Source organism: Parvibacter caecicola (assembly GCF_003725335.1).
In the GTDB taxonomy this organism is placed as follows: domain Bacteria; phylum Actinomycetota; class Coriobacteriia; order Coriobacteriales; family Eggerthellaceae; genus Parvibacter; species Parvibacter caecicola.
In genome coordinates, this window is sequence record NZ_QIBY01000003.1 from 29078 (window position 1) to 45359 (window position 16282).

The 16282-nt window shown below is 60.1% G+C and carries 14 protein-coding genes and 1 tRNA gene; 6 read left to right on the forward strand and 9 right to left on the reverse strand.

The annotated features are described in order from the left end of the window. Positions 1 to 6: 6 nt before the first annotated feature. The 4 genes from DMP11_RS03255 to DMP11_RS03265 form a co-directional block, all read right to left on the reverse strand. The gene (locus DMP11_RS03255) at positions 7 to 849 is read right to left on the reverse strand and encodes an ABC transporter ATP-binding protein (protein ID WP_123185081.1); all 843 of its coding nucleotides are present in this window, start codon (positions 847 to 849) and stop codon (positions 7 to 9) included. Next, on the reverse strand, positions 839 to 1651 hold the full coding sequence (locus tag DMP11_RS03260) for an ABC transporter permease (protein ID WP_214647028.1): 813 nt from the start codon (positions 1649 to 1651) through the stop codon (positions 839 to 841). The genes DMP11_RS03255 and DMP11_RS03260 overlap by 11 nt, the downstream gene beginning before the upstream one ends. Positions 1652 to 1759: 108 nt before the next feature. Further along, entirely contained in the window at positions 1760 to 1891 is a 132-nt protein-coding gene (locus tag DMP11_RS10585) for a hypothetical protein (protein WP_257432357.1), read from the reverse strand. A gap of 105 nt (positions 1892 to 1996) precedes the next feature. Beyond that, positions 1997 to 3118: a glycosyltransferase family 4 protein gene (locus DMP11_RS03265; protein ID WP_123185082.1), complete on the reverse strand. Its 1122-nt coding sequence runs from the start codon at positions 3116 to 3118 to the stop codon at positions 1997 to 1999. Positions 3119 to 3333: 215 nt separating this feature from the next. On the opposite strand from DMP11_RS03265, the gene mscL reads away from it, so the two are divergent. After that, positions 3334 to 3798, forward strand: a complete 465-nt coding sequence (mscL, locus tag DMP11_RS03270) for a large conductance mechanosensitive channel protein MscL (protein ID WP_123185083.1) — start codon at positions 3334 to 3336, stop codon at positions 3796 to 3798. Between the two features lie 183 nt (positions 3799 to 3981). Here mscL and DMP11_RS03275 read toward each other — a convergent pair whose 3' ends face one another. The 3 genes from DMP11_RS03275 to DMP11_RS03285 form a co-directional block, all read right to left on the reverse strand. Continuing rightward, entirely contained in the window at positions 3982 to 6291 is a 2310-nt protein-coding gene (locus DMP11_RS03275) for a response regulator (protein ID WP_148041082.1), read from the reverse strand. A gap of 428 nt (positions 6292 to 6719) precedes the next feature. Next, a complete protein-coding gene (locus DMP11_RS03280; protein ID WP_123185085.1) occupies positions 6720 to 7772 on the reverse strand; it encodes a Fic family protein in 1053 nt (350 codons plus the stop codon). Positions 7773 to 8068: 296 nt separating this feature from the next. Further along, a tRNA-Met gene (locus DMP11_RS03285) sits at positions 8069 to 8145 on the reverse strand. 206 nt (positions 8146 to 8351) lie between these two features. Between DMP11_RS03285 and DMP11_RS03290 the strand changes: the two genes are divergently transcribed. After that, positions 8352 to 8807 (forward strand): hypothetical protein, encoded by a 456-nt coding sequence (locus tag DMP11_RS03290; RefSeq protein WP_123185086.1) that lies wholly within the window; start codon positions 8352 to 8354, stop codon positions 8805 to 8807. A gap of 48 nt (positions 8808 to 8855) precedes the next feature. Then, a complete protein-coding gene (locus DMP11_RS03295; protein WP_123185087.1) occupies positions 8856 to 9518 on the forward strand; it encodes an HAD family hydrolase in 663 nt (220 codons plus the stop codon). Here the strand turns inward: DMP11_RS03295 and DMP11_RS03300 are convergent. Continuing rightward, on the reverse strand, positions 9515 to 10891 hold the full coding sequence (locus DMP11_RS03300) for an FtsX-like permease family protein (RefSeq protein WP_123185088.1): 1377 nt from the start codon (positions 10889 to 10891) through the stop codon (positions 9515 to 9517). The genes DMP11_RS03295 and DMP11_RS03300 overlap by 4 nt on opposite strands. A 218-nt stretch (positions 10892 to 11109) precedes the next feature. Here DMP11_RS03300 and DMP11_RS03305 point away from each other — a divergent pair, with 218 nt between their 5' ends. After that, entirely contained in the window at positions 11110 to 12276 is a 1167-nt protein-coding gene (locus DMP11_RS03305; protein WP_123185089.1) for a cation diffusion facilitator family transporter, read from the forward strand. A 95-nt stretch (positions 12277 to 12371) separates the two neighbouring features. Next, entirely contained in the window at positions 12372 to 13001 is a 630-nt protein-coding gene (gene upp / locus DMP11_RS03310; RefSeq protein WP_123185090.1) for a uracil phosphoribosyltransferase, read from the forward strand. Between the two features lie 316 nt (positions 13002 to 13317). Here the strand turns inward: upp and DMP11_RS03315 are convergent, their stop codons facing one another. Then, complete coding sequence (locus DMP11_RS03315; RefSeq protein ID WP_123185091.1) at positions 13318 to 14199, reverse strand: dimethyl sulfoxide reductase anchor subunit family protein; 882 nt, start codon at positions 14197 to 14199, stop codon at positions 13318 to 13320. Positions 14200 to 14449: 250 nt separating this feature from the next. Here DMP11_RS03315 and DMP11_RS03320 point away from each other — a divergent pair, with 250 nt between their 5' ends. Then, positions 14450 to 16111 carry a response regulator transcription factor gene (locus tag DMP11_RS03320; RefSeq protein ID WP_161555276.1) on the forward strand — a complete coding sequence of 554 codons (1662 nt, stop codon included), beginning with the start codon at positions 14450 to 14452 and terminating at the stop codon, positions 16109 to 16111. The last annotated feature ends 171 nt before the right edge of the window (positions 16112 to 16282 follow it).

The window sequence follows — 16282 nt, forward strand, 5'->3', positions numbered from 1 at the left end:
GAGCCCTTAGTAGTTCCTCTCGTAAAACTCGATGGCCTCTTCAATGGGGCCATCGAATACCTGGGTGCCATGGTCCAGCACAATGCCGCGGCTGCAGAACTCCTTCACCGTGCTAGAAGAGTGGCTGACGAACAACACCGTCACGTTCTCGTCCATCATGATTTCGCGGATGCGCTTCACGCACTTGTCCCTGAAGGCGCGATCGCCCACCGAAAGGGCCTCGTCCACCACAAGAATCTCAGGATCGGTGCCCACGGCAAAGCCGAAGCCCAGCCGCGCTTTCATGCCGCTGGAGTAAGTGCGCATGGGCTGGTCGATGTAAAGCCCCAAATCGGCGAACTCCACCACCTTCGGCTCCAACTCGGCAATCTCCTCATTGGTAAGCCCCATGATCTGCCCGCGCAGGCCGATGTTCTCGCGGCCCGTAAGCTTCATATCGAAACCTGCAGTCAATTCCAGCAGCGCACTCACGCGACCACCAACGCTCACCTGGCCCTTGGTGGGATGCGCCACACCGGTAATCATCTTGAGCGCCGTGGATTTTCCTGCGCCGTTGCGCCCCAAGAAGGCCACCGCCTCGCCGCGGCGAATGGTAAAGGAAAGGTCGTTATTGGCGTTCACCGTGCCCAGGTACGACCCCGGCCGCTGGATACCGAACACTCCCAGCAACCGCCCTTTGTCGCTCTTGTACAGCGTGTAAGTTTTAGTGACGTGGTCGAACTCCACCACTACCTCGTCGCTCACGCCGGTTTTGCGATGGTCTTCGGCTTGGGCAGTCTCAACGGGCGCACCCTCTCCTGCGGGTTCCTGAACCACCGGCGCCTTCTCTTCCGCTTCGCTAGAGGACATCGGGCACCTCCTTATTCAGGCGCTTGTACACGAACACCATGAACACCGCCGTGATTACGAACACGGCCGCGAACCCGATGCACAGCCCCGGGTTCTCCCAAATCCACATCTTGTCGTAAAACGCCGCACGGAACGCCGACACGAAAAACGTCACCGGGTTGATGTTGAGCACCGCCTGAATCCAACCCACATGGATGTTCGACACGCTGAAGATGACACCGGAAAGCCAGAATACCGGCGTCGAGAGCGCCTGGATAAGGTTAGCCACGTCTTTGCTCACGGCCGACAGCTCGGAAAACGCGATGGACACCATGTCCCAGAACACGAACATCAGCACCAGAAGCACCGGCACTTGCAGCAAGTAAATATCCAGCGGCTGCCCGCACAGGAAGTAAATGGCAAACAGCACCACCATCAGCATCAGCTGCACCAGCATAGTGGCAGTGGTGTAAATAGCGGATATGCTGCTGATGGGGAACTTTATCTTGTTAACCAGGTAAGGATAGCGATGCAGCACATCGGTGCCGGTGTTGATCATGTCCTGCATAAAGAACCAGGGGATGATGCCAGCGCACAGCCACAGGATGTAAGGCGCGCCCGAAGCGGAAGCGGCCCCTTGCCGCAACCCCATCTCCAACGCGAACCAGAAACAGAAGATGTACATGGCCGGCTTGATGAAGAACCAGCCCCAGCTCAGCACGGCGCCGCGCGACTTCTTCACCAGCTCAAATATGGAAAGGCGGACAATTTGATGGCGCCACTCCCAATTGTCCCGCAAAATCTCGGAAAGGGTGCTCAGCACTTTTCTCCTCTGTCGAATTTGCCAGAAGCGCACCGCACACCTGCCGGCGCCCTGCGCTCTCTCAAGAAACGAAAGCCCATCATACCACAGGGTTATGGAGCCGCCTCATCACCGCCAGGGCAGCTGGTTGAGCACCAGCACCAGCACGATGAAGCCTGCGGCGAAAAGCGTGGCCCCAACCGCGGCGAAAAACGCCCGCCGCTGCGAAAGGGCATGGGCTCGGCGCTCCTCCTCGGTCATAGGGGCGCCCTTGGCGACACGGGGCCTGGGACCCTCAGGGGCGCGTTGCTGCGAAACGGCGCCTCCGCGGCGCTTTGTGGGTTTCCCTCCGCTCATCGCAACCACCTACTTCCGCTTGTGGGGCCTGCGGGGCCCCACGTTGCCGCGATTCTCGTAATGGTGGCGCAGAACCGGCTTGAACAGGCCGAACTTCCAGCTCACCGCCGCCACAATAATCACCAAAATGGCGAACATAATGTAGCGGGCGCGGCTGCCGGCGCCCACCATCAAACAGGCCATCACCGAAAGCGCCGCCGAACACAGCCACAGGGCGGCCACCGACCGCCGCTGGCTGAGGCCCGCCTTCATGAGGCGATGGTGCACGTGCCCCATGTCCGCCTGGCCGATGGGCTGGTGCCCCCGCAGCCGCCGGATGATGGCCGAAGTGGTGTCCAGCACCGGCACGCCGGCGATAACCAACGGCGCGATCATCACCATGAGGCCCTGGGTGCGCACCACGCCGGTAATGGAAATGATGCCCACCAAAAGCCCCAGCACCAGCGAACCGGAATCACCCATGAACACCGACGCGGGGAAGAAGTTGTAGCGGAGAAACGCCAGGCAAACGGCAATCAGGGCCACACAGCACAGCACCAACAGGTAGTTGCCGCGAATCCAGGCCAGGTACAGCAGCGCCGCTGCGATGATGGCCACCAAGCCCGCCGCCAAACCGTCCAGCCCGTCAATCAGATTCGTGATGTTCACGAACACCAGCAAATACAGCACCGAAAGCGGATAGTTCATCCACCCCAGGTCCACGAAGCCGTGGCCGAAATTGTTCACCGCGCCGATAGACACGCCGGAGAACACCACGATGGAGCAGGCGGCAATCTGCGCCAGGAACTTCGGCATCGCCTTCAGCTGCGTGATGTCGTCCACCAACCCCGTGATGAACATGCAGGTAATGCCCACGTACAGCACAAGGTAGTTCACGTCGCCCAGCGCGAACAGCACCGGCAGATTCCAGCGGAAGAACCGCACCCCCAGGAAAATGACGAAGCACGCCGCCACCATCCCCAGGTAAAGGGCCACACCGCCGCAACGGGGCACTGGCTCTTTGTTCACACGACGGTTAGAGGGAAAGTCGATGGCCCCCATCTTGCGGGCCAGCCACTTCGAGAAGGGCACGGAAACGTAGGTGACCAAGAAGGCAACGGCAAACACTATGGCCACTTGGTACCATTCCATCTGCCGGGTTCCCCCTTTCTGCCACCTGCGTACAAACTTGAACATTGTAGCAGAGGAATCGCCCGCATACGCCCGCTTTTCCGCTTCTCGCGCCCGAAGGGCGCCGCAATACGGCTATGTTCCAGTTTGCCATCGGCCCATCAACCGCTTCACGGCTTTTCTCCAAAGTGGTTTAGAAATGAGCAGAAGCACCTTCCCAGCCTCAAGGAGGAAAAATGAGCAGCTTCGTTAAAGAGTTCCGGGAGTTCATCGAGCGCGGCAACGTGATGGACATGGCCGTCGGCATCATTATCGGAGGCGCGTTCACCGCCATCGTTACGGCGCTGTGCAACAACATCATCAACCCGCTCATCGCGCTCATCACCGGCGGAAACAACCAGTTCGCGGGCCTGAAGATTCCGGTAAACGACACCGTTGCCATCGACTTCGGCGCCCTTATTACCGCCATCATCAACTTCCTGATCATCGCGCTGGTAGTATTTCTGATGGTGAAGGCCTTCAACCGCGTGCGCGACACCGGCAGCAAACTACGCAACGCGAAGGGCGAAGAGGTTATCAAGCACGAGCCCACCTGCCCCTTCTGCTTGGAGCCGGTGCTGGCAGGCGCCACTCGCTGTCCCCATTGCGCCGCCGAGCTGCCCGCCCCCGCCGAGCCCACCACCGAAGTGGTGCAGAAGTAATCGGGGAAGCGGCGTCGACGCCCTTGCTGTTGTTCGTGGGGCCGAGATTCCATCTCGGCCTAAAGCCGCAACCCCGTTTCGCGGTTGCCCAATTAGGCAGAGATAGAATCTCTGCCCTACGAATGGACGAGCGAAAGCCCCGCTCTTGCGGGAAAAGGAGTTCGAAGCGCCCTTGACCTAGCCCTATTTGCCCAGGTAGCGGTTGAGAGTACGTTCCAATTCGCGCACGTCGATGGGCTTGGTCATGAAACCGTCCATGCCCGCCGCCAGCGCCTGGTTGCGGTCGCTGGCGAAGGCATTGGCGGTCATCGCCACGATGGACGGCCGCTTCCGGCCTTCCTGACACGCTTGGTCGCAGATGGCCCGGGCTGCTTCCAAGCCCCCCATCACCGGCATGCGCATGTCCATGAACACCAAATCGTAATAGCCGTCCGGGGCCTGAGCCACCATGTCCACCGCTTCGGCGCCGTTGACGGCGGTCTCCACCTGCGCCCCCGTCTGGCGGATAAGTTCGCAGGCGATGTCGCTGTTCAGCTCGTTATCCTCCACCAAGAGAACGCGCCCCTGCAACTGCCGGCGCTCCTCCCGTCGCTGCCCATGGGCTGGAGGCTGCCCAAACCCACAGCAACGGCTCAACACCCGGCACAGTTGCGAGCGGAATAGGGGCTTCGACAGAAACTCCGTTACACCGGCCGCGCGGGCCTCGTCTTCCACTTCCGCCCAATCATAAGCAGAAAGCAGGATAATGGGCACCGTGGGCGCCATCTTGCGTCGCACCTGACGCACGGTTTCCACTCCATCCATGTCCGCCATCACCCAATCCACGACAATTGCACGGTAGTCATCGCCCGCAGCATGAGCCTCGGCCACCATCGAAACCGCCTGGCGCCCACCGGAAGCCGCTTCACCACGCAGCCCCTCTGCCACTAGCATCTCTACGGCACCCGTTAGCACGTCTGGGTCATCGTCCACCACCAGCACCCGCATGCCGGCCATGGCCGAGAAGTCAGCGTCCCCTTCCCCGTCAGGCACCGGCCGCAGCGGCACCGCCACGCGGAAAGTGGAACCCTCGCTAGGGGCACTTTCCACCTCAATGGTGCCGCCCATCATCTCCACCACGTTTTTGGTGATCGCCATCCCCAAACCCGTGCCCTCGGTGGCCTTTACCGCCGCGGTTTCCTCTCGCTCGAAGGGGTCGAACATGTGGCGCACGAAGTCCGCCGACATGCCAATGCCGTTGTCCGCCACCGTGAACCAGTAGATGCGCATCGCATCGTCTGCAGCCGGTCCTTCGCTGATAGTAAAGCGGATCGTGCCGCCTTCGGGAGTGTATTTCACCGCATTGCCCAAAATGTTCAGCAGCGCCTGGTTGAGCCGCATGGAATCGCCCATCACGGTTTCCTGGCTCACGTTGCCGATCACAATCTCCAACTGTTGGTCTTTTGACTTCGCCTGCGGCTGCACGATGGTCACCAGCTCGCTCACCATTTCGGGGAAGCTGAAGCACTCTTCGTTCAAAACGATTTTGCCGCTCTCGATTTTCGACATGTCCAGCACGTCGTTGATCAAGCACAACAAATGCTTCGAAGAAGTGGAGATGCGGCCCAAACACTCGCGCATACGCTCGGGGTCATCCACGTGCGAGCCGGCGATGGTGGTAAGCCCCACAATGGCATTCATGGGGGTGCGGATGTCGTGGGACATGTTGGACAGGAACTGCGATTTGGCATCGCTGGCGTTTTGGGCCAGTTCAAGCGCCTCTTCCACGTTATGCTGCAGCTGTTGCTGAAGCACCCAACGGCGATGGAACAGGTACAGGTAGAGGGCCAATGAGAGCACCACCGCCACCATCAGCACAACGGCCCAGGTGACGGTCTGTTCACCGCGGGCCGCGCCCTCCACATACAGCTGCTCCACAGCGTAGGTGGAGTTATCCATGATAACGGCGTTGGTATGCAACAGCTGAGACACTATGGGCTCGATGCTCCGAGTCACGAACCGCTCCACTTCCGCATCGGTGACCTCGGGGTCGCGGCAGAAAGCGATAAGTTCGGCCTGGGCCTCCAGCAGCCGTTGGTAGTCGCCCTGGATGCTGTTGCCCTCGATGCCAGTACGCGCCTGCTCTTCGGCCAGTAGCTGAATGTTGCGGGAGAGCTCGGCGTCGATTTCCTCGTAACTGTTCTCAATGCCATCGATGGCCGAAGCGGTGCGCACGTATATTACCCGGCTGGATAAGGTGCGCATCTGCACCAGCTGCGTTTCCACCCGGCCGGCCGCCACCGAAACCGGATAAGCGCCCGCACGGATGGCGTCCATCTGGGCCGTTGTGGCCATGGTGTTGTTGAGGGTGATGCCGAAAAACGCCACCATCAGCGCCACCACCACCGCGGCGGCAACTGCAGGAAGTCGGCGCATCCACTCCCTCGACACCGCGGCCGCCTGCGCGCCCGTTGCCTTATCTCCAGTGCCACGTCCCTGCGACTGCTGTCCCACGGTGGCCCCTTTCTCAAAAAAGTCAATTTATGCAGTCTACCACGGTGGTGGCGAAATGACTGGGGCATGCGCCGTTTCCCCACGGCTTTCGCAAAACGCGCAGCTTAATCCCCGAACTGCATGCGGCAATAGAGAACATGCGCCCCGGGAAAACAAAAAAGCCCCGGCCGAAGCCAGGGCTTTGAATTTATGGTCGCGGGGGCTGGATTTGAACCAACGACCTCCGGGTTATGGGAGGTCTTAATCGAACGTAATGTAAAACTATGCCTGAAATGGCGCTTTGCGCTAAGCCCATCACGCAGAATGCGGTGTATTTGGACAGGTTTTTGTGCCCATCTGCACCGCATCTGCACCAATTTTGGATGCCTGTTTCGACCGAATCTTATGGCGCTTCCAGCCTGTTCGGACATTCAGAGAGCATCTAACACCTATCGCGAACAGCACCAAACATAGGCGGTGGAGCGGCCGCTTCCCGTCTTCTCTATCTTGCCATCATCCAGGAGCTTCTTGAGCACTCGCTCGATGGTTGTGACCGAGATATCAGGGCATTCCCTCACAATGTCCGATTTCTTAATTGGCCCCAACGAGTTCTCAAGACACTCTTCCACACGTTCTGCCTTGCTCTTGGATCCACCAAGCAACCCCGACACCCTTGACTCGAAATCGGCGTACACCGCTATTTCTATTCCTAAAAGATAGCTGATGAACGGGGCGTAATCTGCTTCGCCGTCGCCCCAGCCTTCCGAACTTGCGGCAAGGGCTTCGTAATACGAATCACGCGTCCGATTGATTTCGTCTTCGATGCTTACATATTTTCCTGCCAGATAACCGTTTTGATATAAAAGAAGCAACGTCAAGAGTCGGCTCATTCTTCCATTGCCATCAGTGAAGGGATGAATGCTCACGAAATCGAAGACAAAGCGTGCGACGAGAATCAGAGGGTCTACGGTCTCGCTTGCTATGCCTGCGGCATAGCTTGAGCACAACTCCTCCATCGCCCCTGGCACCGCAACTGCCGGCAAGGGCCTGAATCGAACGCGCTCTACACCATCCGCATCGCGTTCTACGATCGTGTTGTCGCCGTCCTTCCAACGGCCCGCGAAAGCATAACCTGAATATCGATGAAGCATTGCGTGCATCTGAAGAATAACGTTCGGGGTTATCTGTATGTGTTCGTAGCTTTCATGGACAAGGGCAAGAACATCACGGTATCCGGCAATATCTCGCTCGGCTCGAGTAACAGGCTCACCTTTTTCGACCAGCAAATCCTTAAGGCGTTTATCCGTCGTGCTTATGCCCTCGATTCGATTGGAAGCATCAGCCGACCGAATCTTCGCCGAGGTACAGAGCTTTTCCAGCACATCGGGACGTGCTTCTAGATATAGCGCTTGCTTGCCTTTGTATTCACGAAGCGTCGCTACCTTCTTCACGATAGCGGGCGTCAGCAAGTTGAGTGGATCACCGTAATCGAAACGCGCCATGCCTCCCCTTTCTGCATCATAGCCTCATTATCTGCATCATATTGTAACATTTGGTGCAGATAGAGAATCTTTGATGCAGATGCTTTTTCACCTCAACCGCGCCGCGTTTGGCTTCCGGAAATACCTGGGAGCGGCATTCCAATATTTCCAAAGTCGCGAGAAACGCAATCAACAGCTTTAGCTGAACCCCCGAAGTCCGCAAAAGCGCCGACGAAACCGTATGCAGCTCGTACGCAAGACTACTTTCCCAACCCGGCAAACAAAAAGCCCCGGCCGAAGCCAGGGCTTTGAATTTATGGTCGCGGGGGCTGGATTTGAACCAACGACCTCCGGGTTATGAGCCCGGCGAGCTACCAGACTGCTCCACCCCGCAATTTGGAGCGCCTTTAAAAGGCAAGGAAATATATTACTCCCTTGCCACATAATTGCAAGAAGTATTTTTGCGAATCCGCGAGCGGCAGAGCCCCCGCACCACTGCGCCAAATCAACGGCCCCCTTTCCCGAAGCGGGCGATTCTGTGGCATTTGCCCTCCCCTGCCCGCAAATGGCTACAATGGCCCCCTGACCCAAGGAGGCATCGTGTTCAAAGTCCGCGCAAAATATCTGCTGCTCATCGCCTGCGCCGTATGGCTGCTGGCCGGCCTCAACATCTTCCGGCTGGGGCTGCTGGCCTGCCTGGAGGGGCAAACCCCCTGGTGGGTTCTGCTCATCGGCATCCCGGCGGTATTCATCGTGTTCCACATGATGTTCTCGAAGCTGGTGGGCAAGCACTCCCGCCGCATCGACAGCTACGGCGAAAACCGCACCCATGTGCTGAAATTCTTCGACCTCAAGGGCTACCTCATCATGATCGTCATGATGGGCGGCGGCATCGCCCTGCGCAGCTTCCATATCGTTCCCACCTGGTTCGTGGCCTTTTTCTACACCGGGCTGGGGGCCGCCCTCTCGCTTGCCGGCATCGGTTTTCTGATACATTATATGAAGAAGGGCGCGCCTGTACGCTGCCCGGTGTCGAAGCACAGCTCCGCCGCCTAGCAGCCCGCCGCCCCGCGCCCGGCCAACCCCTGCCCAGAAAGCCCCGCCATGACCCACGCCGCCCCGCTTGACGCCATCCTGTTCGACGCCGATGGCACCCTTATCGACACCTACGAGATAATCCTCGCTTCCATGCGCTATTCCATCAACGAGGTGCTGGGGAAGAACTGCTCGGATGCCGAGCTGATGCACGGGGTGGGCACGCCCCTCATCGATCAGATGGTGCACTTCTGCGACGGCAATCGCGAAGAGGCCGAGCGCATCATCCAGGTGTACCGCGACCACAACGACATCGTGCACGACGCCTCCATCAGCGCCTTCCCCGACACCGCCACCGCGCTGGCGCGCCTAAAGGCGGCCGGCATCAAGATGGGAGTGGTCACCTCTAAGCGCCACGCCATGGCCGCCCGCGGTCTTGAAATGAGCGGCATCGCCGGGTACTTCCCCGTGCTCATCGGTCACGACGATTGGCCGGAACACAAACCCGCCCCCGGCCCGGTGCTCCACGGCTGCCAGCTCTTGGGCACCGCACCGGCCCGCACCCTGTACGTGGGCGACAGCCCCTACGACATCCAAGCGGGCAACGCCGCCGACTGCTCCACCGCCGCGGCACTTTGGGGCATGTTCTCGGAAGGCGAACTGGCCGCGCAGCATCCCACCTACCGCGCCCGCTCCCTCACCCAGCTGCTGGACCAGCTGGGCCTTGGCTAAGCGGCGGCAGCGTCGGCGCCCTGCTCCAGCAGGATGCGCTGGCTCTCCCGGCACGTAATGACATAGTAGACGGCCATCAGAGCCAATGTGACCGCCACCACGGCCCCAGTGATTACCGCATAATGGGCGCTGCCCAACACAAAAGCCAAAAAACCGATGAGCGCAAAGCCGAACACTGCATGCACCAGCGCAAATGCCATGGGAGCGACGAAATACACTCCTACCTGCCCGCGCACGGCGCCCTTCAGCTGCCCGTCGCTGCACCCCAGCTGCCGCAGTAGCCGATAGCGCCCCACCCCATCGGCGGCATCCGCCAACTGCTGCAGCGCCAGCACCGCCGCAGCGGCCACCAGAAACGTCACCCCGTAAAACAGCCCCACGAACCCGATGGAAGCCAGCGCCTCCGCCGCCGCTCCCATCCCGGGTTGGCGCATCCCCACGCTGAAGGCCAAACCCGCCACCATCATGCACATGCCGCAAGCCAACAGCACGCACGTGCAGGCCATGGCGTTCGCGCTGAGGCCCACCTGGTTCTCCACCTGGCGCATTTCAAAAAACCGTAGTCCGCGAAAATAGCGCTCGGGCCGTTTGCGCGCCCACTGGGGCCAGCGCAGCGCGGCAAATCGGAAAATCATGCCGGTGGCGAACACCGCCAGCACCCCCAAAGGCAGGATGCCCATAATGAAATTCACCGGGCTGAACAGGCACATGCCGTAAATCAGCAACAGGATCAGCACCCCTGCCACCAGTTGCAACGCAGGCGAGAACAGCCCCCGCCGTCGCGGCTCCTTCGGGGCGCGCCGCGCCTCCAGCAACTGTCCCAGCGTGCGCTTCTTCATGGCCCGAACGCCTCGCCAGGTGGCCAGCGCCATAATGGCGGCGAAGCACCCGCAGGTCCACATCGCAGCCTTTCCGGAAAACACCAGCGCCAAGCGCCAGGGCACCTGGAACACGAAGGCGGCCACGGCGCCGAATGCCGGCGACAGCAACACCCCCAGCCCAACACCGCACACCAGGGCAAACACCCCTACCAGGCACCCCTCATAGGCCAAGATACGCCCCATAACCGTCGGCGGCATGCCCAAAAGCCCGTACATGCCGAACTCCTGCGAACGGCGGCGCAGGATGAACTTGCTGGCGTAGCTGATCAAAAACGCGAATACCAGCACCGTGAAAACGGAAAACGCCTCCATCACCATGGAGGCGCTCTCGTAAAATCCCCGCTGATCGCTGGTGAGGTCCAGCGCCAACAAGTACTCGGTAGACGCGGTGAACGAATACAGCAAGCAGGCGGCAAAAGCCAGCGTGGCAAAGTAAACCGAATAGTCCCGCACCGAGCGGCGCACATTGCGGTAGGCAAGTTTCAGGTACATGAGGCGTCCTTCCGTCAGTAGCCCCATCCTAAAACGGCCTGCACGCCACCGCCATCGCCTCCGGCTTACCCTATCCGAACAATTTCGTAAGGTTTTCATCAGCAGCAGGCGCGGGCGCGCGGGAAACGGTCTTGTGGCAAAGCGGCGGCTGCCCCTCCCCCGTTTGGACCGGCGGCTATAGTTGAGGAAAGCGGAGGCACGGAGAGGAGGTTGGCGCCATGAACAAAAACAGCAGCGAGAAGGAATCACCGAAGGCCGCGGGCCAAGCGGCGTCGCAGATGGGCAAGCGCCAGCGAGAGCGGGCCATCGTGCGGGCCAGCTTCGTGGGCATCTTCGGCAATTTGGCCCTCACCCTGTTTAAATTCATCGTAGGCTTCGCCTCCAACTCCATCGCCATCATCTTAGACGGCGTCAACAACGCCACCGACGCCCTATCTTCCATCATCACCATCGTGGGCACCAAGCTGGCGGGGCGCCGCGCCAACCGCGCCCACCCCTTCGGCTTCGGCCGGCTGGAATACGTCACCTCGGTTATCATCGCCGCCATCATTTTGGCGGCCGGCATCATCTCGCTGCGGGAATCCATCGACAAAATTCTGCACCCCGCCAGCACCAACTACTCCACCCTGGCCATCACCGTCATCGTGGTGGCCATCGTGGCGAAAGTCGCCATCGGCATCTACTTCCACCGGCGCGGCAAGGCCACCAACAGCCAGGCGCTGATAGCCAGCGGCATCGACTCCAACTACGACGCAGTGCTCTCGGCCGGCACGCTGGTGGTGGCCATTTTCCAGCTGGTATGGAACATCAACATCGACGGCATGGTGGGCCTCATCATTTCGCTGGTGGTGTGCAAAGCCGGCATCGAGGTGCTGGGGCAGGCCATGGCGCCCCTCATCGGCACTCGGGAAGATGACAAGTTCGGCCGCCAAATCCGCGAGTACGTGGAGGGCTTTCCCGAGGTGCAGCGGGCCGAGACTCTGGTGCTAGACAACTTCGGCCCCAACGAAATCATCGGCAGCATTAAGATAGAAGTGCCCGACCAGATGACTGCCCGGACCATTTCTGAATTGTCCCGCAAGATAGAACTAGGGGTGCGCCGGAAATTCAATGTAATGCTGGTAGTGGGCATTAACGCCGCCAACCCTTCCGGCGCCTTCGAGGAAGTGCGCGACAAACTGGCTCAGCTCACCGCCGCCAACCCCGCCATCATTTCCTTCGGCGGCTTCTACGGCGACCAGGAAACCCACACCGTGTACTTCAACCTACTGCTGCAGTTCAAATGCGACGGCGAAGCGGTGCAGCGCCAACTTGTAGCGCAAATGCAAAAGACCTTCCCCGCCTACACCTTTGAAGTGGAAACCGATCACGACTACGAGGGCTAAGGAGCCTTCTCTGGCTTTTTGCGGCTCATCTTCGGCGGCGGGGCGAAAACGACTACAATATTGCGCAATCGCGAACCCAAATCGAAGGAGTTGCTATGGGCAGCCTGAACGTTATCTCCCATCCGCTTATCGAGGCCAAGCTTACGCGCATGCGCGACAAGAACACCTCTTCGCAGGACTTCCGCCTGCTGCTGAAAGAGATATCGATTTTGATGGGCTACGAAATCACCCGCAACTTCGAGACAGTGGACGCGGAAGTGGAAACCCCCATTTGCGTTTCCAAGTTCCCCGTGCTGAAGGAGAGCTTCTTCACCATCGTGCCCATCCTGCGCGCCGGCCTGGGCATGGTGGACGGCCTGCTGGAGTTAATGCCGTTTGCCCACGTAGGCCACATCGGCCTGGTGCGCGACGAGGAAACCCACGTGCCCACCGAGTACTACTACAAGATGCCCGAGGGTTTTGAGAAGTCGGAAGTAATCGTAGTGGACCCAATGCTGGCCACCGGCGGCAGCGCGGTTGACGCCATCAGCAGCCTGAAGAAGCGCGGCTGCACCAACATCCGTCTCGTGAACTTGGTGGCAGTGCCCGAGGGCATCGCGGCAGTGCAGAAAGCGCACCCGGATGTGGATATTTACGTAGCGGCCGTCGACGACGGGCTGAACGAGGATGCCTATATCGTACCCGGCCTGGGCGATGCCGGCGATCGCATCTTCGGCACCAAGTAAACGGCGACCCCTGCCGCCGCAACGCGCAAGCCGGCACCCTGCGCACAGAGCACCCGGAAAGGGCGGAGACGAAGCTCTCCGCCCTTTCTGTATTTGGCTCTGAATGCAAGAAATCCCCAGCGGGGCCGATTCGAATTTGCAAGGGGGGTGAGGGGAATCGAATCGAGCCCGATGGGGATTTCCAGAAGGGGCGCCTCCTCGAAGCGGGGGGTGCGGGGTTCCCGCAGCCCCCGTCGAGAGGCGTTTCCCACTTCCCTGTCAGCTGGGGCTTAGCAAGGAAGGCCAGGGCCAAGGGAAGCCCTGGCAAGTGCAGATCCTAGTAGAACATGAACACGCTGATGCCCAGGTTGTAGAAGGCAATGCGCATGCAGATGGCGCCGATGACCGCGCAGATGACGGCCACGATGCCCAGGGTAACCCACATCTTCGGCTGCTTCTTGGCGAAGATGGCGCACAGCAGCGGGGCCACAGCGCCCACCACAACGGCGCCCAGCCACACCAGCATAGCCTGATCGGCAACGGTGGCGGACAGGTCAGCCATGCCAGCGGTGGGATGGGTAGGATCGAAGTAGTAGCCAACGGAGGTGAAGGAGCCTTCAACAGCCTGCAGGATGGCGCCGTAAGCAACAGCGGTCACCGTGGCAACAGCAGAGCCGATAACGGCCAGCATGCCCACGAAGCCCAGGTCGGCATCCTTGTCAACAGCGGCCATGATGAGGGCCATAGTGCAGGGGCCAAGCACGCAAGCGTTGCCCAGCATGTACAGCAGCCACAGCACGGAGTCCCAAGCAGGACGGGCAGCCATGGTGTAGGAATGAGCGGTAACCAGCACCAGGATGACGGAAACCACAACGCCAATCCAGGCAACAGCCTTGTTCGGCTTCTTGTCGGCATCGCGCATCATCAGCACCAGGTACACGATGGCCACGATAGCCAGCACCACGATGCAGATGAGCTCTTGGGTAATGCCGGAAGTCAGATGACCGAAGCCGTTGAAGATACGCTCCCAGTGCTCCAGATGGAAGAACACGGCAATGCCGCCAACGGCCAGCAGCACCGCGGCAACAATCCAGGCAGGCATTTGAGCCTTGGTGCCCTCGCCCTTACCGGCGGCGGCAACCAGGCACTGGCTGGCGAACAGACCAGCCGACCACGCGATGAGCGTGGTAAAGATAATAAGTGGCCATTGAAGCTCCATGATTCCCTCTCCTTCCGCGGGTTATCCGCTCTCTCTTTTCTTCAGCGCCCCGGCCCCAGCCAGGCATTTGCGCTTTCGGGGAATCGTTGGTTTAATGCAACTCCCCGAGGAATCGAGTGATATCTTCTTCCTCAGGGGCCGTTCTGTAATCTACAAAAGATGGGGAAAACGGGCGATTACAAGCTTTTTCGCTTTCCCTATTTTTTGGGGAGAACAGAGTTTTACCAGGTGGGAAGGGTATGATTTCAGTATGACTCAAAAACCGGCTAACGACATCTCACTGTTTTTCACCTTCGGCTACGCCGCCACGTTCGCGTGGGCGTCGGCGGTGTTCTTCCACAACCTGCTGTTCACCGACATCAGCTTGGCGGTCACCTGCTCGGCCTTCTACATTGCCGGCATGGCCATTTCGGTGGTAAGCCTGGCGGCCATGGGGTCGCTGGACGCGTTGGTGCGCCGCAGCATGGGCAGTCGCGTGGCCCTCTGTGTGATAGCTGCCCTTACCTGCATCGGCACCTTCTGCACCGCCCACGCCGCCATAGAAACCGAATACGGACCGGTAGCCTTGTTCGCCGGCATCATTTTCACAGGCCTGGGATCCGGCTATCTCATTGCGCTGTGGGGCTGGTTCATAGGTAATAAAGTAGAAAAGGCAGCCTCCAACCTCTGCATGGCCTACGCCCTGGCGGCCGTGCTGTTCTTCCTCCTGGCCGTGGCGCCCCATCCAGTTACGGTGGCCGCAGCCAGCCTGTTGCCAGCCGTCTCGGTGGCGCTTTTCGCCGTGGGCACCTCCCCCCGCCGCGGTTTGGCGGTTTCCGAAGAGGAAATCCTGGCCACCGCCCGCCGCCGCGCGGCAACGTTGGTCGAGGCCAAAGCCTCCCGCACCGGCACCCTTACCGCTTCCGCCACCTCACAGCCGGCTGCTGCCGGCACGACGACCCCCAAGGTATCCCTGGCAAAAGCATTCAAGAAGCTGTCGGAAAAGCAAGTGGATGACGCTGCCAGCGCCGATTCGGGGCAGGCAGCACCGGCAAAACCGGAGCAAGGGGTGCGCGCCTCCCTCAGCAACCTTGCCAGTCAGCCCCAGGGCAACACCTATGTAGAGTTCCTGCTGCGCTCGGCGGTGGCAGCGGTGCTGTTCGGCATCGTGGTGGGCCTCATGAACTACACCTCCCAAGGCGGCGCCAGCGCTGGCGACAACATGACCTTCGCCTTCATGTTCCTGGGCGCCACCGAGGTGCCGGTGCTGCTGCTGTTCGCCTATTTCCAGTTCCACAGCGGCGACTCCGTGCCTAAGCAGCGTTTCGCCCACATGTACCTGGCGGCCATTTTAGTGCTATTCGTGTCGCTGCTGCTGGCCAACGCCACCCAAACCCATCAAGAGCTGTTCGCCGTCATCGGGCTGGCCGGCTACGTGTGCCTGAAGATCGCCTTCTGGACGCTGTTCGCCTCCATCGTGTACGCCTCGGGCGTGAGCGCCGTTACCGTGTTCTGCATCGGCGAAGGCTGCCAAGCGGCCGGGCTTTTCGCTGGATCACTGCTCTCGGGCGTCATCCCCACCACTAGCGGTTACGCACTGGTGGACAGCATCGCCATCGGCGTGCTCATTCTTACCTATATATTTGTGCTGAACGACCGCAAGGTATACGCCATCTTGTACGAACCGGCGCCGGCGGTCATCGACGAGCGCGCCCGCTTCCAAGCCCGCTGCGAAGAGATTGCCACTCAATACAGCCTCTCGAAGCGGGAGACCGAGGTGTTCTTGCTGATGGCCCGCGGCCATTCCGCCGCCCGCATGGCCGAAGACCTCTACGTGTCCACCGGCACCGTGAACAGCCACGTGAAGAGTATCTACCGCAAGATGGGCATCCACTCCAAACAAGAGCTCCTCAACATAGTAGAAGGCCAATAAAAAAGGCAGAGATAGAATCTCTGCCCTACGAATTCGACCTGCGACAGCATCCTGGCTGGGCCGACCCGGCAGGTCGGAGCGAGGTCCGGCCAAGCGGAGTAGAGGGGAAATCCACTCGACCGCAGGTCGAGTTAGTTCCCCTCGTACGGAGCGTCGAGCGCAGACCTGTCG